20 protein-coding genes and 1 riboswitch are annotated in these 22,354 nt (G+C 73.7%); of the genes, 13 read left to right on the top strand and 7 right to left on the bottom strand.

Annotation, left to right across the window (positions count from 1 at the left end):
* Nucleotides 1-10: 10 nt before the first annotated feature.
* On the top strand, nt 11-994 hold the full coding sequence (locus ACMXN5_RS28490; RefSeq protein ID WP_439677637.1) for a DMT family transporter: 984 nt from the start codon (nt 11-13) through the stop codon (nt 992-994).
* Between the two features lie 28 nt (nt 995-1,022).
* Here ACMXN5_RS28490 and ACMXN5_RS28495 read toward each other — a convergent pair whose 3' ends face one another.
* From ACMXN5_RS28495 to ACMXN5_RS28505, 3 genes are all read right to left on the bottom strand, one after another.
* A complete protein-coding gene (locus ACMXN5_RS28495) occupies nt 1,023-1,799 on the bottom strand; it encodes an alpha/beta hydrolase family protein (RefSeq protein WP_439677638.1) in 777 nt (258 codons plus the stop codon).
* An 84-nt stretch (nt 1,800-1,883) separates the two neighbouring features.
* Nucleotides 1,884-2,579, bottom strand: a complete 696-nt coding sequence (locus tag ACMXN5_RS28500) for a hypothetical protein (RefSeq protein WP_439677639.1) — start codon at nt 2,577-2,579, stop codon at nt 1,884-1,886.
* 222 nt (nt 2,580-2,801) lie between these two features.
* Entirely contained in the window at nt 2,802-4,214 is a 1,413-nt protein-coding gene (locus ACMXN5_RS28505; protein WP_439677640.1) for a WS/DGAT/MGAT family O-acyltransferase, read from the bottom strand.
* 163 nt (nt 4,215-4,377) lie between these two features.
* Between ACMXN5_RS28505 and ACMXN5_RS28510 the strand changes: the two genes are divergently transcribed.
* Nucleotides 4,378-4,890, top strand: coding sequence for an excalibur calcium-binding domain-containing protein (locus ACMXN5_RS28510; RefSeq protein ID WP_439677641.1), 513 nt, complete (start codon nt 4,378-4,380; stop codon nt 4,888-4,890).
* 53 nt (nt 4,891-4,943) lie between these two features.
* On the opposite strand, the gene ACMXN5_RS28515 is transcribed toward ACMXN5_RS28510, so the two are convergent.
* On the bottom strand, nt 4,944-5,357 hold the full coding sequence (locus tag ACMXN5_RS28515; protein ID WP_439677642.1) for a hypothetical protein: 414 nt from the start codon (nt 5,355-5,357) through the stop codon (nt 4,944-4,946).
* 255 nt (nt 5,358-5,612) lie between these two features.
* Here ACMXN5_RS28515 and ACMXN5_RS28520 point away from each other — a divergent pair, with 255 nt between their 5' ends.
* Nucleotides 5,613-7,691: a restriction endonuclease gene (locus ACMXN5_RS28520; protein ID WP_439677643.1), complete on the top strand. Its 2,079-nt coding sequence runs from the start codon at nt 5,613-5,615 to the stop codon at nt 7,689-7,691.
* Nucleotides 7,692-7,867: 176 nt separating this feature from the next.
* Entirely contained in the window at nt 7,868-10,096 is a 2,229-nt protein-coding gene (locus ACMXN5_RS28525; RefSeq protein WP_439677644.1) for a primosomal protein N', read from the top strand.
* A gap of 262 nt (nt 10,097-10,358) precedes the next feature.
* Here ACMXN5_RS28525 and ACMXN5_RS28530 read toward each other — a convergent pair whose 3' ends face one another.
* On the bottom strand, nt 10,359-11,558 hold the full coding sequence (locus ACMXN5_RS28530; protein ID WP_439677645.1) for a hypothetical protein: 1,200 nt from the start codon (nt 11,556-11,558) through the stop codon (nt 10,359-10,361).
* Nucleotides 11,555-12,163, bottom strand: coding sequence for an RNA polymerase sigma factor (locus ACMXN5_RS28535; RefSeq protein WP_439677646.1), 609 nt, complete (start codon nt 12,161-12,163; stop codon nt 11,555-11,557). The genes ACMXN5_RS28530 and ACMXN5_RS28535 overlap by 4 nt, the downstream gene beginning before the upstream one ends.
* A gap of 336 nt (nt 12,164-12,499) precedes the next feature.
* Between ACMXN5_RS28535 and def the strand changes: the two genes are divergently transcribed.
* From def to ACMXN5_RS28560, 5 genes are all read left to right on the top strand, one after another.
* The gene (gene def, locus ACMXN5_RS28540) at nt 12,500-13,045 is read left to right on the top strand and encodes a peptide deformylase (protein WP_380001302.1); all 546 of its coding nucleotides are present in this window, start codon (nt 12,500-12,502) and stop codon (nt 13,043-13,045) included.
* Between the two features lie 6 nt (nt 13,046-13,051).
* Nucleotides 13,052-13,984: a methionyl-tRNA formyltransferase gene (gene fmt / locus ACMXN5_RS28545; RefSeq protein ID WP_395790637.1), complete on the top strand. Its 933-nt coding sequence runs from the start codon at nt 13,052-13,054 to the stop codon at nt 13,982-13,984.
* Between the two features lie 5 nt (nt 13,985-13,989).
* On the top strand, nt 13,990-15,384 hold the full coding sequence (locus tag ACMXN5_RS28550; protein WP_126642974.1) for an RsmB/NOP family class I SAM-dependent RNA methyltransferase: 1,395 nt from the start codon (nt 13,990-13,992) through the stop codon (nt 15,382-15,384).
* A 173-nt stretch (nt 15,385-15,557) separates the two neighbouring features.
* A complete protein-coding gene (locus ACMXN5_RS28555; RefSeq protein ID WP_439677647.1) occupies nt 15,558-16,283 on the top strand; it encodes a hypothetical protein in 726 nt (241 codons plus the stop codon).
* A gap of 36 nt (nt 16,284-16,319) precedes the next feature.
* Nucleotides 16,320-17,153, top strand: a complete 834-nt coding sequence (locus tag ACMXN5_RS28560; protein WP_439677648.1) for a class I SAM-dependent methyltransferase — start codon at nt 16,320-16,322, stop codon at nt 17,151-17,153.
* A gap of 108 nt (nt 17,154-17,261) precedes the next feature.
* Here the strand turns inward: ACMXN5_RS28560 and rpe are convergent, their stop codons facing one another.
* Entirely contained in the window at nt 17,262-17,936 is a 675-nt protein-coding gene (rpe, locus tag ACMXN5_RS28565) for a ribulose-phosphate 3-epimerase (RefSeq protein ID WP_380001312.1), read from the bottom strand.
* Between the two features lie 187 nt (nt 17,937-18,123).
* Nucleotides 18,124-18,268: riboswitch (FMN riboswitch) on the top strand.
* A gap of 165 nt (nt 18,269-18,433) precedes the next feature.
* Here rpe and ribD point away from each other — a divergent pair.
* From ribD to ACMXN5_RS28585, 4 genes are read left to right on the top strand one after another with little or no spacing between them, the layout of a single operon-like run.
* A complete protein-coding gene (gene ribD / locus ACMXN5_RS28570; RefSeq protein WP_439678101.1) occupies nt 18,434-19,510 on the top strand; it encodes a bifunctional diaminohydroxyphosphoribosylaminopyrimidine deaminase/5-amino-6-(5-phosphoribosylamino)uracil reductase RibD in 1,077 nt (358 codons plus the stop codon).
* 3 nt (nt 19,511-19,513) lie between these two features.
* Nucleotides 19,514-20,140, top strand: coding sequence for a riboflavin synthase (locus tag ACMXN5_RS28575; protein WP_439677649.1), 627 nt, complete (start codon nt 19,514-19,516; stop codon nt 20,138-20,140).
* Entirely contained in the window at nt 20,137-20,799 is a 663-nt protein-coding gene (gene pnuC / locus ACMXN5_RS28580; protein WP_380041995.1) for a nicotinamide riboside transporter PnuC, read from the top strand. Before ACMXN5_RS28575 ends, pnuC begins: the two co-directional genes overlap by 4 nt.
* A gap of 53 nt (nt 20,800-20,852) precedes the next feature.
* A complete protein-coding gene (locus ACMXN5_RS28585) occupies nt 20,853-22,163 on the top strand; it encodes a bifunctional 3,4-dihydroxy-2-butanone-4-phosphate synthase/GTP cyclohydrolase II (RefSeq protein ID WP_439678102.1) in 1,311 nt (436 codons plus the stop codon).
* The last annotated feature ends 191 nt before the right edge of the window (nt 22,164-22,354 follow it).

Raw genomic sequence — 22,354 nt, forward strand, 5'->3', positions numbered from 1 at the left:
GTGGGTCCCAGTGACCGTCGCAGACACCACCCAGGACAGCAGGCAGCACGTCGCTCCGGGCGTCCGGTCGGCACCCACGGCCGTCGGTCACCCGCCGGATCGGACCGGGCGGGAACCCGGGCGGCAAGCCGGGCGGGAGCGGCGGAGGGACGCGGCCGGGAAGGCGGTTCCGCCGCTGTTCGTGCTGCTGTGGAGCAGCGGGTTCATCGTCGCCGCGATCGGGGTGGACGCGGCGCCGCCGTTGTTGCTGATGTTCTTCCGGTTCGTGCTCGCCGGAGCGTTGCTCGGGGTATTCGCCCTGGTCGTGCGGGCGCCGTGGCCGCGCGGTCGACGGCTCGGGCACGTGATGGTGGCCGGACTGCTGTTCCAGGCGGTCCAGTTCGGCGCGCTGTACACGGCGCTGTCGCTCGGCATGTCCGCAGCGGTGGCGGCCCTCGTCCAGGGGCTCAATCCGGTGCTGATCGCGCTGTTGGCCGGGCGCGTCCTCGGCGAGCGGGTGAGCGTGCGGCAGTGGCTGGGCTTCGGCCTGGGCACGATCGGGGTCGTGCTCGCCGTCTCCGGTCCGGCCGGTACGTCGATCCCGGCGCTGGTCCTGGCCGTGGTCGGGCTGCTCGGGCTCAGCGTGGGCACGGTGTACCAGAAGCGCTATGTGCAGGACGTCGACCTGCGCACCGGTACGGCCGTGCAGTTCCTGGTCAGCGCGCCGTTCATCGGCCTGGGGTCGCTGCTGTTCGAGACGCCGCACATCGGCGCGTGGGGACCGTTCCTCGGCACGCTCGCGTGGATGGTGCTGGTCAACTCGATCGGGGTGTTCACGCTGCTCAACCTGATGTTGCGGCGGTCCTCGGCCAGTCGGGTCGGCACGCTGTTCTTCCTGACGCCGGCCGCGACCGCGCTCCTCGCGTGGCTCCTGCTCGACCAGTCGTTGCGGGTGACCACGCTGGCCGGGATCGCGATCGGCGGCGTCGGGGTGTTGCTGGCGAATCGCGGCTGACGAGCCTTGGGCTCGGGGCCGCTGTTGATCAGCCCAGCACGTCGGCGACCGCTCGGGTGACCTCCGGCCAGGCCGTCGAGAGCGGGTCTACCGGCTCGAAGTGGCCGATTCCCGGGAGTTCGCGCAGGTCCGCTCCCGAGACGGCCGCGAACGTTCGGCTCAGCGCGATCGGGACCTGCTCGTCGGCGTCGCCGTGCAGCAGGATCAGCCGGCGCCCGCCGACCCCGCCCGCCGCCAGCCGGACCGGGTCGGTCTCGGCGAGCACAGGCTCGGAGTGGTCGGGCAGGAACTCGGCCGCCGCGCCGTCGTCCAGGTTCAGCTTCAGCGCCGCGTCCAGGTCCAGTACGCCGCCCAGCGCGATCGCCCCCGCCAGGGCCGGCGGCGCGGACAGCCGACCCGGGCCACCCGCCGGCACCCGATCGCGGAGCGCGGCCCACACCGCGAGGTGCCCGCCGGCGGAGTGGCCGAGCAGCAGCATCGGCTCCGGGACCTGCGCCGCCAGCAGATCGACGGCGGCGGCCACGTCCTCGAACGTCCCGGGCCGGCCACCCCCCGCCTGCCCGGCCCGGCGATACTCGACGGTCGCCGCCGTATACCCCTCGGCCGCCAACGCGACGCACATCGAGTACGTGTACCCCCGGTCGTACCGCGCCCGCCAGTACCCCCCGTGCAACACCACGACAAGCCCACGCGACCCACCCGCCGCCTGCCAGAGATCGACAACCTGCTCCTCTCCGGACCCATACCGCAAAGTACGATCCGGCCCGGCAGCCGACCGATCAAGAATGTCCCGCGAAGCACTCATCCCGGCATTGTGCCGTTCCCGCGAACTCCCCGGCGTACCGCCACCCACACGCCACCGGGTGATCGCCCCGCCGGTCACGACCGATCAGGTGCACCACACGAACGGGATCGCCACGCCCCAACAGCCCACGACGATCGCCCACCCGGCGACGGTGGGCCGGCGCCCGATCGTGTCCTCACGCGGCGCGGCGCGCGCCATGCCGCCCAGACGCCGTTCGAACAGCAGATAGGCCAGGAATCCGAACCCGGTCAGTACGGACAGCCAGAACCACCAGCCCCGGCCCATCAGTTGCGGCGGGCCGCCGTACACCATCGACACGAGCAGACCGAAGCCGACCAGGAATGCGGCGAGGGTCAACCACAACCAGGGGAGATAGCCCAGGAGCGCGGGGATCAGCAGCAGATCGTCGGGTCCACGACGGCGGGCACTGGTGTATGTGTCGACGGAGACGTGCCCACCCGCCGGTGTCGCGGCCTCGACCACCCGACGGAACTCGGTCGCCGGATCGAATCCCGGCTCCGGGACGTGAGCGTCGGATCCATGCGACAAAGGCGCCGCGAAGTCGAACTCCGTCTCCCGGAGCGAGAACCACCCGTCCGACCAGCGCACGGTGAAGCCGCGCGGGTCGGCGTCGTAGGCAACCGCGTCGACCCGCCCGGAGCGGAGGCCGCTCAGCAGGTCGTCGGTGTCGCCCGGGGTGGGATCGCGGGCGATCAGGGCCATCACGACGGTGAGTACGAGCACCGCGGCGGCTACTGCGCGGGCCGCGATGCCCCACACGCGACGGCGCGCGGCGGATGTACGTCCGCTCGGCCCCGGTCTTCCCTCGGGTGTCGTCTCCCGTGGCGCGTCGGCCTCCGTCGCCGCGCTTGCCGGTTCCACGTCGCGTCGCACCGTGCCGCCCCCCGCCGTTCCACCCCGTTCGGTACCGTAGCGGGTCGCCCGGGCGGTGCCTCGGGTGGTGGGCGCGGGCGGGGGACGGGCGCAGCGCCGGTGCGTAGTTCACGGGGAATCGCCGGCCGCCGTGAGGAGTTCGTCGATGCCCGCGCGGATGCCGTCTGCGAGGGATTGGGCGTCGGGGACCGCGTCGAAGTCGGCGGTGATGCCGAAGGTGACGTGGTCCAGGTAGGAGAAGACGCCGACACCGATGCGCATCGTGCTGGCGATCGGGACGTACGGGTATAGCTCGCGCAGCGGGCGGCCCAGCATGTACAGCGGGACGCGCGGGCCCGGGACGTTGGTGGTGAGCGTCTGCAAGAAGCGCTGGGGGAAGCGCAGCGCGGTGCGCGAGCCGAGGGCCAGCAGGGTCGGCGCGGCGAAGTTGCCCAGATTGGTGAGGACATCGGCGCCGGCCGCCTGTCGGCTGCGTTTGAGGTCGTCCATCTGCTCGCGGATCGAGCGGAGCCGGGCCGCCGGATCGTCCTCGCCGACCGGCAGGTTCACCAGGATCGCGCTGAGCCGGTTGTTGAGCGTTTTGCGCTCGCGCGGCGCTCGCACCGACACCGGGACCAGCGAGCGGACCACCTGATCCGACGTCAACTCACCCCGCCCGGCCAGCAGATCGCGGAAGCCCCGGGTGATCGCGGTGAGGATCACGTCGTTGACGGTGCCGCCGAACTCCTTCCGGATCCGTTTGATCTCGGCGATCTCCGCATCGGCCCACACCCAGCGCCGATGCGGCCCGATCGAGCCGTTGAGCGAGCCGGCCGAGGTCTCCAGGAGTCGATGCGCGGTGCCGGGCAGGCTGCGGGCCAGCGCCCGGACGATGTCGGTCACCTCCGAGCCGCTGCGCATCTCCCGGGCCAGCGCCGGTACCGCCGCCAGGTGCTTGATCGGGGCCGCGACGGTGTCCCGCAGGCTGTCCGCGATCAGATCCATGGTGCTCGGCGCGGGCTCCGGGAGCCACGGGTCGAGGTCCGCCGACTCGTCGGCTCCGGGCGGCTCCGGGTCCTTGCGCCAGTCGAGCAGGATCTGTAGCAGGTCGGTGCCGGCGATGCCGTCGATCAGGCAGTGGTGCACCTTGGAGATGATCGCCCAGCGGCCGTCGGCCAGGCCCTCCACCAGCCAGACCTCCCACAGCGGCTTGGTCAGGTCCAGCCGCTGCGCGAACAGCCGGCCGGCGAGGTTGCGCACCTGATCGGCGCCGCCCGGCGCGGGGACCGCGGTGTGCCGCACGTGGTAGAGGATCTGGAAGTGTTCGTCGTCCACCCACACCGGGCGGCCCAGATGCAGCGGCAGTGTGCGTACCCGCTGCCGGTAGCGCGGTACGTCCGGCAACTTCGAGACGAACAGCCGGATCACGTCGCCGTACGACGGGGCGGGCCCGTCGAAGATCAGCACGGATCCGACGTGCATCGGCACGTTCTCGTCCTCGACGAAGTAGAACCCGGCATCCATCGCGCTCAATCGGTCCATCCAGGCACCGTAGGTGCGTTCCGGGGCCCGGTCCAGATACCCGGCCAAACGTGATAAGCGGTGCCGGCTCCCGGGTCCGGCGGACAGCGGCGGGGATGGCGGCTAGAGTCCGGGCGGCACATATCGAGGGGGGAACTCGCAGATGGGCACATCGGGTACAGGCATGCCGAAAATAGGATCCACGCGGCGGCGTGCGGGGGTGGTCGTGCCGGCGTTGGCGGTGGTGCTGACCCTGGCACTGGCGGGGTGCGACGGGGACGGGGGCGGCAAGTCCGGCTCGCCGAAGCCCTCGCAGAGCGGCGGCGGGACGGCCACCGCCACCGCGTCGGGTTCGCCGACACCTTCCGCGCCGCCGTCCTCGTCGCCGTCGCCGTCGGCGGCGTCGAAGAACTCCACGCCGACACCGTCGAAGGCACCCGCCACGCCGGCGGGCGACTCGGTCGGCACCGGGGGGAGCAAGAGCACGGGGTCGAGCGGCGGTTCGGCGGGGACGGGTTCGTCGGGCGGCTCCGGCACCTCCGGCACGACGGGCGGCAGCAGCACCGGTGGCGACGGGCCGGTCTACTACAAGAACTGCACCGCGGTTCGGGCCGCCGGCGCCGCGCCGATCCATCGCGGCGAACCCGGCTACGGCGCGCACCTGGACCGGGACGGGGACGGTATCGCCTGCGAATGAGCCGAATCGGCCGCCGTGGGGAGGGGGATGCCGGCGGCGGCCGGTCGGGCCGGCTACAGTCCTATGACAGTCGACCACGGGGGCGTGTGCAGCATGCGACGTACGAAGAAACGAATCTTCCGGGCCGGGACGGTCGCCGTCGCGGCGACCACCGCCGGCGTACTGGTCCTGGCGGGATGCGGCGGCGGTGGGAGCAAGTCGTCGAAGCGGCCGAAACCGCCGAAGCGCACGAACGTTTCCGTCCCGAGCGCGACGGCCACGAACCCCGGCGCCGCGCTGCCGACCGCCTCCCGAACCGGAGCGACGGACACGCCCGATCCCGCGCGCTTCACGAGCTCCGGATCGGCCACGACGGGAAACACGGGCGGTTCGGCCACGGGCGGCACGTCGGGCATCTCGTCCGGCGGTTCGACGGGCGGCTCGACCAGCGGGTCCAAGGGCGGCAGTTCGTCCGGCAGCGGCTCCAAGGGCGGTTCGTCCAGCGGTTCGAGGGGTGGCGGTTCACGCGGGGGCCGGTAACGGCTCGGCGTGACCCGGGCGCGTGAGGGGGGCGGTCCGGCCCCGTTCCGCCGCCCGCCCGCCCCCTCGCCCGACCACCTGCGGATCGACCCGCCGACCGCCTTCGCGCCGACCGGCCGGACACGGCAGGATGGCATCCGGCGTGGGGGCGGACGGGTGCAGGGCGGAAGGGCGATAGCGTGGCGAGTCGGCGGAGCACCGGCGTGCTGGGGACATGGGCCGAACTACAGCGGCAGCAACAGCGGCAGCGCGAGGCCGAGTTGCGCGCGCGGCAGCAACAGCTGCGGGCGGAGGAGCGCAATCGCCGTGAGGCGCAGAAGGCCGCCGCCCGCGCGGACCGGGAGGCGCAGCGCGCCTACCAGCAGGCCCGCGAGGCCGAAGTGGCCCGCCGGACCGCCGAGATCGAGGAGCGGGTCGCCGAACTCCAGGGCGTGCTCCGGGCCCGGCTGAGCGCGCCGGGATTCCGGATCGACCGGTTGCGCGCCGCCGTGGAGATCCCGCCGTTCCAGCCGGGGGAGTTGGCCCGGCCGATCCCGATGCCCGATCCGGCGCGCTATCAGGTCGCCGCACCGTCCGGCCTGGGCTCGTTCGCGCCCGGCGCGCACTCGCGCTACGAGCAGGACCGGGCGCAGGCACAGGCCCGCTACGAGCACGACCTGCGGGCCGCGCAGGCCGCCGAATACGAGCGGCAGCAGCGATACAACGACTACCGCCGACAGTTCGAGGAGTGGGCCCACGGTCAGCGGGCGCTCGCCGCGCAGCGCAACGAGCAGGTCGACGACCTGGTGCGCCGGCTCGCGGCGCGCGATCCGGAGGCGATCGAGGACTACTTCGAGGGGGTCCTGCTCGCCTCGCCGGATTGGCCCGAGGGCTTCTCCGACCAGTCGACGGTGGCCTTCGACGCCGCGCGGCGCCAACTCGTGGTCGACCACGAACTCCCGACCGTCGACGTGGTGCCGGCGGTGGCCCGGATGCGCTACGTGAAGACCGACGACCAGGAGAAGGAGGTCGCCCGTACGGCGACCGACCGGCGCACGATCCACCGCGACGTGCTCGCGCAGAGCGCGCTGCGGATTCTCGCCGAGCTGTTCTTCGCCGACCACGAGGGCATCCTCGACTCGGTGGTGCTGAACGGCTTCGTCCAGGCGATCGACCCGGCGACGGGCCGACCCGGGCGCACGTACCTGGTGACGGTGACCGCCCGCGCGCAGGACTTCCGGCACATCAGCCTGGACCGGGTGGACGCCGTCGCGTGCCTGGAGGCGATGGAGGGCACGCTGTCGACGCGCCCGGACCGGCCCACCCCGGTACGCACGACCCGGCTCGCGGACAGTGTCGCCTCGGCGCCGACGCCGGCGCCCACCCCCACGCTGCCCGCGCGGCCCGGGGCCGACGACGATCCGGACCTGTTCGTGATGGACCCGATCGAGTTCGAGAACCTGATCGCCGAGCTGTTCCAGCGCATGGGCATGGAGGTCGCGACCACCGCGCGCAGCGGCGACCAGGGCGTCGACGTGGTCGCGGTGGACCCGGACCCGATCCGCGGCGGCACGATCGTGGTGCAGGTCAAGCGCTACCGGCACACCGTCCCGCCGACCGCCGTACGCGACCTGGCCGGGACCGTACAGCACCACGGCGCGAACAAGGGCCTGCTGGTCACCACGTCCCAATTCGGGCCCGGCAGCCACGAGTTCATCCGCAACAAGCCCCTGGGCCTGGTCACCGGGCCGGAGTTGGTCGGCCTGCTCGCCCGACACGGCCTGCGCGGTCGGCTGGGCCCGGGCACCGGCACGGCCGCCGCGCCCGGCAGCCGGCTCCTGGTCCAGGTGGCCTGGGACGCGGGGACCGCGCCGCCGCTGGACCCGTGCGCGTTCGTATGCCGACGCGGACGGGTGCTCGGCGACGAGCACTTCGTCTTCTTCAACAACCCGGCCAGTCCGGAAGGGGCGGTGCGGATCGGCGACGGGGTGGCCTTTCTGATCGACCTGGCCCTGCTGCCCCGCGAGGCCGACCGCCTGGTCCTGGCCGCGGCCGTCGACGAGGAACACGCCCCCGGCCGCGACCTGAGCACCCTGCGCGGCACCAAACTCACCTGCCTCGACCAGGCGAACGGCCGCAACCTCGGCACCAACCCGATCCCGACCCGCCGCCCCGGCGAAACCGCCATGGTCCTGGGCGCCTTCGTCCGCACCGACACGGGCTGGACCTTCTCGCCCACCACGAACGGCTTCCGCAACGGCCTACTGGGCGTCGCCGAGTCACACGGCGTGGAGGTGGAGTAGCCACCGGCCGCAGGCACTGCGGCGCCACGCGCTGATCGGCGGTGTCGTCGCGGCACTGGCGCGATCGATGCGGGTCGGGTGCTCCAGTCCGGCGCGATTCCGGGCGCGACCTGTGGTTTCGGTCGCGGCCCGGCTGTCGTCGTACCCGCGTGGATGCGTCGTACCCGTCTGTCAGGATGATCGATGTGGCGACGAACGATCCTGGTGGGGGTAGCGGCGAGGACGGGCAGCTGGCGCTCGGGGTCGAGGGGGCTCGGCGGGCCGTGCGGGCTGCGCGGGGGCGCAAGCCGAAGCCGCCGGCGCAGGCCGAGCGGCTACCGGTGGCCCGGGTCGTCGTGGACAAGGGGCTCGTGCACCTGGACCGGCTGTTCGACTACTCGGTGCCGGCCAAGCTGGACGAGCAGGCCCAGCCCGGGGTGCGGGTGCGGGTGCGGTTCGGGGCCAAGGTCGTGGACGGGCGGCGGCGCGGTGGCGGGTTGATCGACGGGGTGATCGTCGAGCGGGTCGAGCGCAGCACCTATGCCGGGCCGCTGGCCCCGTTGGCGAGCGTCGTCTCGCCCGAGATCGTGCTCGCGCCGCCGATGGTCGAGCTGGCCCGGGCGGTGGCGGACCGGTACGCGGGCAGCCTCGCCGACGTCGTGCAGCTCGCGCTGCCGGCCCGGCACGCGCGCGCCGAGGCGGAATCCTCGGGGGAGCCGTTGGCGCGTCCCGGGCCCCCCGCGCCCGGGCCGTGGTCGCGCTACCCGGCCGGCGCCGCGCACCTGGCCGCGCTCGTCGCCGGGGAGTCGCCGCGCACGGTGTGGACCGCGCTGCCCGGGCCGCACTGGCCGGACGAGATCGCCCGCGCGCTGGCCGCCACCCTGGCCGGTGGCAGGGGAGCGCTCGCGGTCGTCCCCGACGCCAAGGCCGTGGACCGGGTCGACGCGGCGTTGACCGCGCTGCTCGGTCCGGGCCGGCACGTCGCGCTGACCGCCGGACTGGGACCGGAGGAGCGCTACCGACGCTGGCTGGCGGTCAACCGGGGCACGGTCCGCGCCGTCGTGGGCACGCGCGCGGCGATGTTCGCGCCGGTGGTGGAACTGGGCCTGGCCCTGGTCTGGAACGACGGCGACGACTCGCACGCCGACCAGAACGCGCCGCACCCGCACGTGCGCGAGGTGCTGGCCATGCGCGCCGCCCGCGAGCACGCCGCGTTCACCGTCGGCGGGCACTCGACCACGGTCGAGGCCGCGCAACTGGTCCGCACCGGCTGGGCCCGGCCGCTGGACGCCGACCGCGCCGCCGTCCGCGCCGCCGCGCCGCTCGTACGCACCATCGGCAGCGATTTCGACCTGGCCCGGGACGAGGCGGCGCGCGCCGCGCGGTTGCCGAGCCTGGCCTGGGACGTGGCGCGCACCGCGTTGCGCAGCGGTCCGGTCCTGGTCCAGGTGCCCCGACGCGGCTACCTGGTGCGCACGTCGTGTCAGCGCTGCCGTGAGCCGGCGCGCTGCGTGCACTGTTCCGGGCCGCTCGAACTGCCCTCCGGGGACGGGGTGTTGACCTGCGGCTGGTGTACCCGGCCGGCGCCGAACTGGCATTGCCGGGTGTGCGGCGGGGACCGGATCCGGGCGGGCGTGATCGGCGCGCGACGGACCGCGGAGGAGTTGGGCCGCGCGTTCCCGACCGTGCCGGTGCGTACCTCCGGTCGGGACGCGATCCTGACCACCGTGCCGGACCTGCCGGCGCTGATCATCGCCACGCCCGGAGCCGAACCGGTCGCGCCGAGCGGCTACGCGGCGGCGCTGCTCCTGGACGGCTGGGCCCTGCTCACCCGCCCCGACCTGCGCGCCGGCGAGGAGGCCCTGCGCCGCTGGCTGGACGCGGCGAGCCTGGTCCGCCCGGCGGGGGAGGGCGGCACGCTGGTCGTGGTCGCCGAGTCCACGCTGCGCCCGGTGCAGGCGCTGGTGCGGTGGGACCCGCAGGGGTACGCGCTGACCGAGCTCGGCGAGCGGGCCGACCTGAACCTGCCGCCGGTGTCGCGGATGGCGTCGGTCACCGGGCCGCCCGCCGGGATCGCCGACTTCCTGGCGGTGTTGCGGCTGCCGGACGGGGTGGACGTACTGGGGCCCGTCCCGGTCGCCCCGACCGTCGCCCGCACCCCGCCGCCGGCGCCGGCCCGGCCCGACCCCAGGGCCGCCGACACCCGCGCCGAACTCACCCGCGCCCTGTTCGGCACCACGCCGCCGCCCCCCGCGTCGGCCCGGCCGACGCCCGAACCGCCGCGCCACGAACGGGTCCTGCTCCGGATCGAACCGGGCCGCGGCGCGGAACTGGCACACGCGCTGAAGGCGGCACAGACGTTGCGTCTGGCCCGGGGCACCGCCGATCCGGTACTGATCAGGGTCGATCCGCCGGACATCGGCTGACGCGGTCGCGCGCGGCGCCGGGTACGCCCGGACGGCGCGCGCCCCGGCGGCACCCCGGGCGCCCGGCTCGTGGCCCGGCTCCGGAGGCCGCGCCGGGTGGCCACGAGCCCACCCGGTGTGACCCGCCGACGCGAGTGACGCCATGCCCGCGCGGGTTTCTCGTCGGTTGCGGCCCGGCGGCCCGGCAAACCCGCGGCCCCCGCCCCCCCGCCCCGCAGACCCGCGAGCACTCGGGCGTTCGCCCGTCTCGCGGGTGGTGGCGCTACCCCCAGCGCGTGCGGCTTCCGCAGCCCTTCGTCGTCGGCGTCATGGCGCAGCGCAGCGACTCCGTGTCGCCCGTGCGGTCGGCCAGGAGGGTGCCGGCCGCGTCGTAGGCGCGGATGTGCGGTGGGGCGTCGAGGTTGCCGGGGATGCCAGCGAACCACACGCCGTTGCGGACCACCGCGCCGATCGTGCTTCCGTTCGGCAGTTCCACCACGATCCGGGCCACCGAGGCCGTGGTCCTGCCCCACCATGTCGACACCTCGGGGGCCGGAGGCGGGTCGTTCACCGGACCGATGAGCATGCTGCGACGGACTTCGAACGGGCCCGCGAGGGTGCCGTCGGCCGCCGTCGGGGCCGGGAAGTCCGGTGGTGCCTCTCCGTGGCAGACCACCAGACCCGGCTTGGTCGCCTTGCCCACGACCATCGGGCGCAGCACGCCGCCGCCGACCTCCTCCCAGGCGGTGAAGTACGGCTTGAACGCCGAATCCGGCTCGCGCACCTTCCACATCACCGCGTCGGGCCCGGCCGGACTCGGCGTCCGCGTCCCGTGCGCCGTCGGGCTCGCCGTCAGCGGTGGCGGCGGCCCCCCGTCCACCGTGGCGCCCGGCGGGAACGTGGCCGGTTTGTCCGGCCAGTACAGCGACCCGGACCCGATCGCGGGCCCCCCGGACGACGGCGGGGACACGTCCGGCCCGGTCGGCCGGCCCGTTCCGGCCGGCGGCACCGGATTGCCCGACCACGGCGGCACGGTCGCCTCCGACAACGGCATCCCCGGCGGCAGCGACCATCCCGACCCCGGCGACATCGTCGCCCCCGGCGGTCGCCACGTCGGCGTCGACGTCCCGAATCCGGTCGGCGGCGCGGGCGGGACCGCGGCCTGCCGGCCGTTGTCCAGACACGTCGCCAGCGTTCGGCTCGCCACGTCCCACGGCACCGGGTCGCCCGCCTTGGCCGACTCCCTCGGCACCCCCTGGGACGAGTCCTGGCCGGCCACCGGCCCCGCGGCCGACAGGTTCTCCAGCCCCCGCCACGGTTGTGCGGCCAGCACCCCCACGGCGCACATCGCGAGCACCGCGCCGGCGGCGATCCCCGGTACCAGCGCCCGATGCCGGCCGGACGGCTCCGTGTCGAGCATGGCCAGCAACTCGCGCCGGCGCCGGTCGTGTCCGGGCAGCCGGTCCTCGTCGTACGGGCTCATCGTGCCTCCTCGATGCCTGTGTGCGTGCTCGCGTGCACACCCTCTTCGGCCAGCAGGCCGCTCAACCGCTTCCGGGCCCGATGCATCCGCGCCTTGACCGTGCCCAGCGCCACGCCCAGCGCGGTGGCCGCCGCCTGCTGATCCAGGCCGCCCCACACGCACAGCTCCACCACGTCGCGCTCGTGCCGGGGCAGCTTCGCCACCGAACGCCGCAACGCCTGCGCCGTCCGCTCGCGGTCGATCCGCCGGGCCACCTCGTCCGCGTGGTCGGGTTCGTGGTCGGGCAGCGGCACGCGCGCGGCCAGCGCCCGATAACGCTTGAGCGCGCGCCGCCGGTTGGCCACCGTGCGGTTCGCCGTGCCGAGCAGCCACGGCAGCGCGCTGTCCCGGTCGAAGGTCACCTCCGCACGGCGGCGCCAGGCGGTCAGGAACACCGCCGACGTCAGGTCCTCGGCCTCACCGCCGTCACCGGTCCGCCGCAGGACGTGGCCGTAGACCGCCCCCGCGTGCCGGTCGAACACCACCGCGAACGCGTCGCGATCCCCCGCGCGGACCCGGGCCCACAACACGTGGTCCCCGTCCTGATGTTCCTGTTCGGTCGTCACACCCGGAGAGTGTCCGCCACCTCCAACGGGGTTGCCGCAGGTACGCCGGCCCCGCCCCGCCGGGGTCGCCGCAGGTACGCCCACCCCGCCCCGTCCACGACCGGAAGCCGACGCGGACGGTCGCCGCACGTACCGCGCCCCGCCCCGCCCGCGACCCGCGCCCGGGATGCGGAAGCCGGGCCGCGCCCGCTCAGTAGACTTGCCGCTCTCCGGTTCCGATCGACCGACACCGCCGAGCGGCACACCTCGTGTGCCGCGCCACCACGCGCGGCGGTCGCCGGCGGCCGGCAGCCGTACGACCGACCACCGACCGACCACCGATGGGGGAGCACACCCGTGGCAGTCCAGCCGATCCGCCTGTTCGGCGACCCCGTCCTGCGCAGCAAGGCCGACCCGGTCACCGTGTTCGACAAGGAACTGCGTCGACTGGTCGCCGACCTCACCGACACCATGCGCGACGCGCCCGGCAGCGGCCTGGCCGCGCCGCAGATCGGCGTCGCCCTGCGGGTGTTCACCTACCAGGTGGACGGCGAGGTGGGCCACCTGATCAACCCGGACCTGGACCTGTCCGAGGACGAACAGGACGGCCCCGAGGGCTGCCTGTCCCTGCCGGGTCTGCGCTACGACACGAAGCGCGCGTACGGCGTGGTCGCCAAGGGCTTCAACATGCACGGCGACCCCGTCGTCATCGAGGGCACCCGGCTGCTCTCGCGCTGCATCCAGCACGAGACCGACCACCTCGACGGCATCCTGTTCATCGACCGGCTCGACCGCGAACAGCGCAAGTCCGCGCTGCGTGCGCTACGCGAGGCGGAGTGGGCGGGGCAGGCCCCGCCCCAGGTGAAGTTCTCCCCCCACTCCACCTTCGGGAAGGCCCTCTAAAACCCCATGCGCCTAGTCTTCGCCGGCACCCCCGAGGTCGCCGTCCCCGCACTCGAAGCCCTCCTGGAGTCCCGGCACGAGGTGGTCGCGGTGGTCACCCGCCCCGACGCCCCGGCCGGTCGCGGTCGCAGGCTGGTCGCCAGTCCGGTGGCCGAGCGGGCCGCCGAGGCCGGGATCGAGATCCTGCGCCCGGCCAAGCCGCGCGACCCGGAATTTCTGGCCCGGCTCACCGAGATCGCCCCCGACTGCTGCCCCGTGGTCGCCTACGGCGCGCTGCTGCCCAAGGCCGCGTTGGAGATCCCCGCGCGCGGCTGGGTCAACCTGCACTTCTCGCTGCTGCCCGCCTGGCGCGGCGCGGCGCCGGTGCAGCACGCCGTGCTCGCCGGCGACGACATCACCGGCGCGTGCACCTTCGAGATCGAACAGGGCCTGGACTCCGGTCCGGTCTACGGCATGGTCACCGACGAGATCCGGCCCACCGACACCAGCGGCGACCTGCTCGACCGGCTCTCCCGCTCCGGCGCGCGCCTGCTGGTGGCGACCATGGACGGGATCGCCGACGGCAGCCTCGCCCCGCGCCCGCAGTCCCCGGAGGGGGTGTCCCTCGCGCCCAAGATCGGCGTCGAGGACGCCCGCGTCGACTTCACCGCACCCGCGCTGCGCGTGGACCGCGTGGTGCGCGGCTGTACCCCCGCCCCTGGCGCCTGGACCACCTTCCGCGGCGAGCGGCTGAAGCTCGCCCCGGTCCGGCTGCGCGCCGGCGACAACGCGCTGGCCCCCGGCGAGATCGCGGTGGAGAAGAAGGTGGTCCGCGTGGGTACCGGCAGCCACGCGGTCGAACTCACCCGGGTCCAGCCCCAGGGCAAACGCATGATGGCCGCCACCGACTGGGCCCGGGGCGCACACCCCGAGCCCGGTGAAACCCTCGGCACGAACTGAGCACCGTGACCAACGCCCCCGCCGCACGCCCCTACCGCCGCCCGCGTCCCGACGCCGCGCGCCTGGCCGCCTACGACGTCCTGCACGCGGTCGGCGAACGCGACGCCTACGCCAACCTGGTGCTGCCCGCGCTGTTGCGCGAGCGCCGGATCATCCCCCGCGACGCCGCCTTCGCGACCGAGCTGGTACACGGCACGCTGCGCCGCCAGGGCACCTACGACCGGATCGTCGCGGCCTGCACCGACCGGCCGATCCAGGAGATCGACCCGCCGGTCCTGGACGTGCTCGCGCTCGGCGTGCACCAGCTGCTGAGCATGCGCACCCCCGTACACGCGGCCGTCTCGGCCACCGTGGAACTGGCCCGCGCGGTACTCGGCGACGGCCGGGCCAAGTTCGTCAACGCGATCCTGCGCCGGGTGTCCAAGCAGGACCTGGACACGTGGTTGCGGCAGATCGCGCCGCCCTACGAGGACGACCCCGAGGGCCACCTCGCGGTCCTGCACTCGCACCCGCGCTGGATCGTGCAGGCGCTGTGGGACGCGCTGGGCGCGCGCGGCAACCCGCACGACCGCGCCGCGATGGAGGCGCTGCTCGCCGCCGACAACCTCGCCCCGGTGATCTCCCTGGTCGCCCGCCCGGGCCGGGTGGAATTGGCCGAGCTGTACGAGGCCGGGGCCACCCCCGGGCGCTGGTCGCCGTACGCCGCCACGCTGCCCGAGGGCGACCCCGCCGCGATCAAGGCGATCCGCGACGGCCGCGCCGCCGTCCAGGACGAGGGCAGCCAACTCGTCGCCGCCGCGCTGGCGAACGCCGAGGTCGAGGGCGCCGAGAGCCGCTGGCTGGACCTGTGCGCCGGCCCCGGCGGCAAGGCGGGCCTGCTCGCCGCGATCGCCACGGGCCGCGACGTGTCGCTGCTCGCGGTCGAACGCCGCCACCACCGCGCCCGCCTGGTCCGCAACGCGATCGGTCACCTGACCCACCATCAGGTGATCACCGCCGACGGCACCAGGCCGGCCTGGCGACCCGGCAGCTTCGACCGGGTGATCGCCGACGTCCCGTGCAGCGGCCTGGGCGCGCTGCGCCGCCGCCCCGAGTCGCGCTGGCGCCGCAAGCCCGAGGACATCCCCGAACTGGGCGAACTCCAGCGCGCCTTGCTCCGCACGGCGGTCGCGGCGGCCCGTCCCGGCGGGGTGATCGCCTACGTCACCTGTTCACCGCACCCGGCCGAGACCCGTGTGGTGGTCGACGACATCCTGCGCGCGGACGAGGCCGAGCTGATCGACGCCCGCCCCCTGTTCCCGGGTGTACCGCACCTGGGCAGCGGGCCGGACGTACAACTGTGGCCGCACCTGCACGGCACGGACGCGATGTATCTGGCCCTGCTGCGTCGGAGGGGATGACCGGGTCGACGGTTGCCCCGCCGAATGGGGTGATGCGCGGCTGAATCCGGTTGAATGGGGCATAACGGCGAGGGTGGTCGTCACTTCGGGCTCGGCCGCACCGGCCGTCCCTCGGGTTCCACGCGCACCGCGGGCGGTCGCGACATCCCGCCATCGCAGGAGCCGCCGTACCCATGTCCACGCTCGCCCGCAGCACCCCGCGTCCCGGCCTGCTCGTCCGCACGGGGGCGGCGGTGCGCGGCGAATGGACCAGGCTCACCGCGCGGCCCGTGCGCGAACTGCGCGCGCACGGGCCGAAAGCGATTCCGCTCACGGTGTGTGCGGTGCTCCTGAGCCTCGGCTTCTGGTTGGCCTGGCGCACCTCGTGGGGCGGCGACGTGGTGCGGGTGCTGGGCGGGGTGAGCGCGGGCATCCCGCTGCCGCTCGCGCTGCTGCGCACCCCCGTGTCGTTGTTCGTGCCCGCGCCGGACCTGCCGGTGTGGGGGGCGCTGATCCAGGTGCTGATCCTGTTCGGACTGGCCGAACTCGACCTGGGCGCCCGTCGGACCCTGGTGATCGCGTACGTCGCCACGCTGTCCGGCACGCTGGCCGCGCGCGTGATGGTCGGCCTCGGCCCGGACCACCTGCTCGGCATCGACGCGCACCAGGGCGACATCATGGACACCGGCCCCTCGGCCGCGGTGGTCGGCCTGGTGGTGTGCATCGCGATGGTGCGCCGGGCGCCGATCCTGTTCGTGGGGGTGTGGGCGCTGATGATCGCCGAGGTGGTGGTCAAGCCGAATCTGGCCGGCCGCGAGCACATCGCCGCGCTGACCGGGGTCACCCTGTGTACCGGCGTGTACCTGATCCGGCGGCGCCGGCGAGACCTTGAAGCGTCCTCTCGTCGTGAAGTATCTTGATGTCGAGATAGTTTGCCATGCCTCCGGGAGGCCGCCATGCCGATCGACTTCCACAGCCACGCCAACCGCCTCACGTACACCCACCGCACCGCCGGCGCGGACTGGGCGCGGCTGGTCGGCGACCTCGTGGACCCCGTCGGGGCGCGGGTGGTGGACGTCGGCTGCGGCGGCGGGGTGTACACCACCGCGTGGCTGGATCTGGGGGCGGCGAGCGCGGTCGGGGTGGACTTCTCGGCCGCGATCCTCTCCGGCGCCCGGGAGCGGGCCGGGCTGTCGCCGCGGGAAGGGCTGTCGTTTCGGGAAGGGGACGCATACGCCACCGGGTTGCCCGACGGCGGCGCCGACATCGTGTTCGAGCGGGCGCTGATCCACCACCTCGACGACCTCCCCGGATGCTTCCGCGAGGCCCGGCGGCTGCTCGCGCCCGGCGGCACGCTGATCGTCCAGGACCGCACCCCGGCCGACGTAGCCCGCCCCGGCACGCCCACCCACCTGCGCGGCTGGTTCTTCGAGCGGTTCCCCGCGCTGCTCACGGTCGAGACCGCCCGGCGCCCCACCGGCGCCACGGTCGAGGCGGCACTGCGCGAGGCCGGCTTCACCGCCGTACGCACCACCGCGCTCGCCGAAACCCGCCGCACCTACACCGACGCCCGAGAGGTCGGCGCCGACCTGCGCGCCCGCACGGGCCGCTCGATCCTGCACGAACTGACCGACAGCGAACTCGACACGCTGGCGGCCTACATCGAGGCCAGACTGCCCGACGAGGGCCCGATCCACGAGGTCGACCACTGGACGGTCTGGTCCGCGAGGTCTCCCGTCCCGGCGAGGACGACGAGAGACCCCAACGGCTCAGCTCTTCACTCGTTGTGACGAAGATCGACGGGCCCTGTCGGGCCCCGCCCGAGTGCGCAAAACCGCGGCGTGCTCACGCAGCGCAACGGGTGGGGCGGGTGGGCGGGTGGGCACAACAACCTCGCCCTAATGGGCGCAACGCTCCGCCGCCCCCGTCGCCAGCGCCCGCAGCCGGTCCACCGCCGCACCCGGGTCCGTCCCGTCGAAGACCGCCGAGCCCGCCACGAACACGTCCGCCCCGGCCTCCGCGCACATCTCGATCGTCTTGGCGGAGACCCCGCCGTCCACCTGCAGCCACATCTGCAGACCGTGCTTGGCGATCAGCTGCCGGGTCCGGCGGATCTTCGGCAACATCACGTCCAGGAAGCTCTGCCCGCCGAATCCCGGCTCGACCGTCATCACCAGGAGCATGTCCAACTCGGGCAGCAGGTCCTCGTACGGCTCGATCGGCGTGGCCGGCCGCAGCGCCATCGAGGCCCGCGCGCCCTTGGCCCGCAGGTCGCGCGCGAGCTTGATCGGGGCGGTCGCGGCCTCCACGTGGAACGTGACGCTGCCCGCGCCGGCCTCCGCGTAGGCGGGCGCCCAGCGGTCCGGGTCCTCGATCATCAGGTGCATGTCGATGGGGGTGTCGGTGGCCTTCATCAGGCTCTCCACCACGGGCAGGCCGAGGGTGAGGTTCGGTACGAAGTGGTTGTCCATGACATCCACGTGGAGCCAGTCGGCGTTGCGCACCTGCGCGACCTCGTCGGCGAGGCGGGCGAAGTCGGCGGACAGGATGCTCGGATTGATCTGCACGGTCATGCGCACAGAATCTCATCGAAGCGGCCCGCCGCGGGCACCGCCTCGACCAGTGACCTGACGAATCGTCAGATCATCCTCGCCGCAGTCGCGTTCGGATATACGAACGCACCGTGACGGACGGCACAGGTTGCCCACGGTCAACGTTGTCGGCCGCCGTGGCACACTTCGAGGTGTACGAAAGTCACGTACGCGCGCTCCGGGGTCGGTGAAAATCCGAACCGGCGGTTACAGTCCGCGACCCGGTCGACGCCCCGCATCACGTGGAGCGACGGCCGGCTGAACCGGTGGAATTCCGGTACCGACGGTCAAAGTCCGGATGGGAGGTGGCGCGCGGCGAGCGACTGCGGCATGCCCGCGTACCCCAAGGTGCGCCGACATCCCCGCGCGTCGATTCGTCGTGTCGTTGTGCCCGAAAACACCCCGGTTGCCCCGCGTCGAACGCGAGGAGGCACGAGGTGGAGGGCAACACCACCCCGCCGGTCGAGGAGACCTCGGCGATGCGCCGGGCCATCTCGCTGGCGAGCCGTGCGCTCGGCCACACCAGTCCCAATCCGCTGGTCGGCTGTGTCGTGCTCGGCCCCGACGGCACCGTGGTCGGCGAGGGCTTCCACACCCGCGCCGGCGCCCCGCACGCCGAGGTCGAGGCACTGCGCGCGGCCGGTTCGGCGGCCCGCGGCGGCACCGCCCTGGTCACCCTCGAACCCTGCTCGCACACCGGCCGCACCGGCCCCTGCACGCAGGCCCTGATCGACGCCGGCATCCGCCGGGTGCGCTACGCCGTCGCCGACCCCAACCCGGCCGCGGCCGGCGGCGGAGCGGTGCTGCGCGCGGCGGGCATCGACGCCGAGGGCGGCCTGCTCGCCGCCGAGGCCGAGGCGGGCAACCGGGCCTGGCTGACCGCCATCCGCCTGGGCCGCCCGCACGTGACCTGGAAGTACGCGGCCACGCTCGACGGCCGCAGTGCCGCCGCCGACGGCAGCGCCCGCTGGATCAGCTCCGTCGAATCCCGTGCCGACACCCACCTGCTGCGGGCGAGCGTCGACGCGGTGCTGGCCGGCTCCGGTACGCAGCTCGCCGACGACCCGCACCTGGCCGCGCGCGACGTACCTGGCGCCCGGCAACCGCTGCGGGTGATCGTGGACACCCACGCCCGCACCCGCGCCGACGCCCGGGTGCTCGACGACGCGGCGCCGACCCTGATCGCGGTCGGCCCCGACGCGGTCGCCACACACCTGCCCGAGGCCGCCGTACTGCGCGTACCGCTCGCGGACGCCGGCCTGGACCTGCCCGCGCTGCTCAAGGAGCTCTACGCCCGCGACGTGCGCGCCGTGCTGCTCGAAGGCGGCCCCACCCTCGCCGGCGCGTTCGCCGCGGCCGGCCTGATCGACACCGTCGTGGGCTATCTCGCCCCCGCCCTGCTCGGCGCCGGACCCACCGCCCTGGGCCCGGCCGGAATCGGCACCATCTCCGAGATGTTGCGACTGGACGTCGACGACGTCACGCGCCTCGGCACCGACATCCGCATCACCGCCCGCCCACGGCCGCACTCCGCCGGCCGTACGAAGGAGTCCTGACGCATGTTCACCGGAATCGTTGAGGAACTCGGCGAGATCGTGGCCATCGAGCGGCTGACCGACTCGGCCCGGATCACCATCCGCGGCCCCGTCGTCACCGCCGGGGCCCGACACGGCGACTCGATCGCCGTCAACGGTGTGTGTCTGACCGTCGTGGACGACAAGGTCGACCCCGAGGTGGCCACCTTCACCGCCGACGTGATGCAGGAGACGCTGGACAAGTCCAGCCTCGGCGCGCTGAGCACCGGCTCGCGGGTCAACCTGGAGCGCCCCATGGTGCTCGGCGGCCGGCTCGGCGGACACCTGGTCCAGGGGCACGTCGACGGCACCGGCGAGATCCTGGCCCGCACCCCCGGCGAGGAGTGGGAGATCGTCGAGATCGCCCTCCCGGCGCACCTGGCCCGCTACGTGGTGGACAAGGGCTCGATCACCGTCGACGGGATCAGCCTCACCGTCGTCGAGGCGCACGACGCGAGCTTCACCGTCAGCCTGATCCCCACCACGCTCGCGCTCACCACCCTCGGCGTGAAAACCGTCGGCGACCCGGTCAATCTCGAGGTCGACATCATCGCCAAGTACGTCGAGCGGCTGGGCACCCACGGACCGGGCACAGGGGTGAGGGCATCGTGACCGGCTGGCTCAACGACGCCGCGTTCACCGTCGCGAACAAGCCGGTGCCGTGGTCCGACCTGCTCGGCCAGATCGCGTCCCTGGCCACCGTCTGGCTCGCGCTGCGCCGCAACCTGTGGGCGTGGCCGGTACAGATCGTGGGCGCGGCGCTGCTGATCGCCGCCAACACCTCCGTGCACCTGGGCGGCAGCGCGATGCGCAACGTGGTGATCATCGTTGCCGCCGCATACGGCTGGTGGCGCTGGGCGCGCGGGCGGCGCGACACCGGCGAGGTGGAGATCCGCTTCGGCACCACCCACGAGCGGATCGCACTGGTCGCGCTGATGGCGGCGGGCACGGTCGGCTTCGCGCAACTGCTCGAACACACGGGCATCTCGTGGGCGCCCTGGCCGGACGCGTACATCTTCGTCGGCTCGGTCGTGGCGATGCTCGCGCAGGCCCGAGGGCTGTTCGAGTTCTGGCTGGTGTGGATCGCGGTCGACCTGGTCGGCGTCCCCCTCGCCTGGCAGCACGGTCTGGTGTTCAGCGGACTGGTCTACGGCGTCTTCCTCGTGATGTGCGTCGCCGGACTCGTCGACTGGTGGAACCGTTCCCGGCGGTACCGGGACAAGGGGGCTGCCCGCGGGGCAGAACGGCACCTGGAAGGGGCAACGGCGTGAAGACCGGCAGCGAAACCAAGACCAGCAGCGAAACCATCGAGGTGCCGGCGCAGATGGGCGCGCCCACCGAGTCGGCCCTCGACACCATCGACGACGCGATCAAGGCGATGGCCGCCGGCGAGGCGATCGTCGTCGTGGACGACGAGGACCGGGAGAACGAGGGCGACCTGATCTTCGCCGGCGAGTTGGCCACGCAGGCGTTGATGGCCTTCATGATCCGCTACTCCTCGGGTGTGGTCTGCGTGCCGATGCGCGGCGCCGACCTGGACCGGCTCAAGCTGCCCCCGATGACCGCCGTCAACGAGGACCGCAAGGGCACCGCCTACTCGGTCTCGGTCGACGCCAAGGACGGCGTGGACACCGGCATCTCGGCCGCCGACCGCACGCACACCGTGCGACTGCTGTCCGACCCGGACACGCTGCCCACCCAGCTGACCCGACCCGGCCACATCTTCCCGCTGCGCGCGGTCGAGGGCGGCGTGCTGGTGCGCCCCGGGCACACCGAGGCGGCCGTGGACCTCGCCGAGCTGGCCGGTCTGGCGCCGGTCGGGGTGATCTGCGAGGTGGTCAACGACGACGGCACGATGGCCCGGCTGCCGCAGCTGATCCCGTTCGCCCGCGAACACGGCCTCAAGATCGTCAGCATCGCCGACCTGATCGCTTACCGCCGCCGCACCGAGCGCACGATCGAGCGCGCCGCCGAGACCCGACTGCCCACGGAGCACGGCACGTTCCGGGCGATCGGCTACCGCAGTACGGTCGACGACGTCGAGCACATCGCGCTGGTCGCCGGCGACATCGGCGACGGAGAGGACGTCCTGGTCCGGGTGCACTCCGAGTGCCTGACCGGCGATGTGTTCGGTTCGCTGCGCTGCGACTGCGGCCCGCAGCTGGACGCCGCCCTGGACCGGGTCACCGCCGAGGGCCGGGGCGTGGTGCTGTACATGCGCGGGCACGAGGGGCGCGGGATCGGGCTGATCCACAAGCTCCAGGCGTACCAACTCCAGGACGCCGGCCACGACACGGTGGACGCCAACCTGGAACTGGGCCTGCCGGCCGACGCCCGCGACTACGGCACCGGCGCGCAGATCCTGGTCGACCTGGGCGTGCGCTCGATGCGGCTGCTCACCAACAACCCCGCCAAGCGGGCGGGCCTGGAGGGTTACGGCCTGGAGATCACCGGCCGGGTCGCCCTGCCGGTGCACGCCACCGCGGACAACCTGCGCTACCTCCAGACCAAGCGCGACCGGATGGGCCACGACCTGCCCTGGCTGGACCCGAGCGACCCGACCGCGGACCTGCCGTCGGTCGCCGAGGTCGCGGAGGCCGTCGACGCGAAGGGGCGCGCGGTCAGCAGCGCGTGACCCCTCGGCTCTCCCGAGCCGCCGACGTCACCCGTACCGGTGACACGGGCGCGGTGCGGTCCCGGCCGCGCCGATAGGTTCGTCTCGTTCGAACCGCTCCATCCTCATCTCGCAACCAGGCTCGCAGTCGTGCACAAACCGGGCAGCACAAACCGGGCATCGAGCCGTTCCAGCCGAAGGACAACGACAGA

Origin of the sequence: Embleya australiensis, assembly GCF_051903075.1 — a bacterium.
GTDB lineage: Bacteria > Actinomycetota > Actinomycetes > Streptomycetales > Streptomycetaceae > Embleya.

Bases quoted from the DNA above. Each gene is read 5' to 3' on its own strand.
- ACMXN5_RS28555 (WP_439677647.1), top strand. From the start codon at position 15,558: ATGTCCACGCTCGCCCGCAGCACCCCGCGTCCCGGCCTGCTCGTCCGC.
- ACMXN5_RS28495 (WP_439677638.1), bottom strand. From the start codon at position 1,799: ATGAGTGCTTCGCGGGACATTCTTGATCGGTCGGCTGCCGGGCCGGAT.
- rpe (WP_380001312.1), bottom strand. From the start codon at position 17,936: ATGACCGTGCAGATCAATCCGAGCATCCTGTCCGCCGACTTCGCCCGC.
- fmt (WP_395790637.1), top strand. From the start codon at position 13,052: ATGCGCCTAGTCTTCGCCGGCACCCCCGAGGTCGCCGTCCCCGCACTC.
- ACMXN5_RS28505 (WP_439677640.1), bottom strand. From the start codon at position 4,214: ATGGACCGATTGAGCGCGATGGATGCCGGGTTCTACTTCGTCGAGGAC.
- ACMXN5_RS28525 (WP_439677644.1), top strand. From the start codon at position 7,868: ATGATCGATGTGGCGACGAACGATCCTGGTGGGGGTAGCGGCGAGGAC.
- ACMXN5_RS28575 (WP_439677649.1), top strand. From the start codon at position 19,514: ATGTTCACCGGAATCGTTGAGGAACTCGGCGAGATCGTGGCCATCGAG.
- ACMXN5_RS28560 (WP_439677648.1), top strand. From the start codon at position 16,320: ATGCCGATCGACTTCCACAGCCACGCCAACCGCCTCACGTACACCCAC.
- ACMXN5_RS28530 (WP_439677645.1), bottom strand. From the start codon at position 11,558: ATGAGCCCGTACGACGAGGACCGGCTGCCCGGACACGACCGGCGCCGG.
- ribD (WP_439678101.1), top strand. From the start codon at position 18,434: ATGCGCCGGGCCATCTCGCTGGCGAGCCGTGCGCTCGGCCACACCAGT.
- ACMXN5_RS28585 (WP_439678102.1), top strand. From the start codon at position 20,853: ATGGGCGCGCCCACCGAGTCGGCCCTCGACACCATCGACGACGCGATC.
- ACMXN5_RS28510 (WP_439677641.1), top strand. From the start codon at position 4,378: ATGCCGAAAATAGGATCCACGCGGCGGCGTGCGGGGGTGGTCGTGCCG.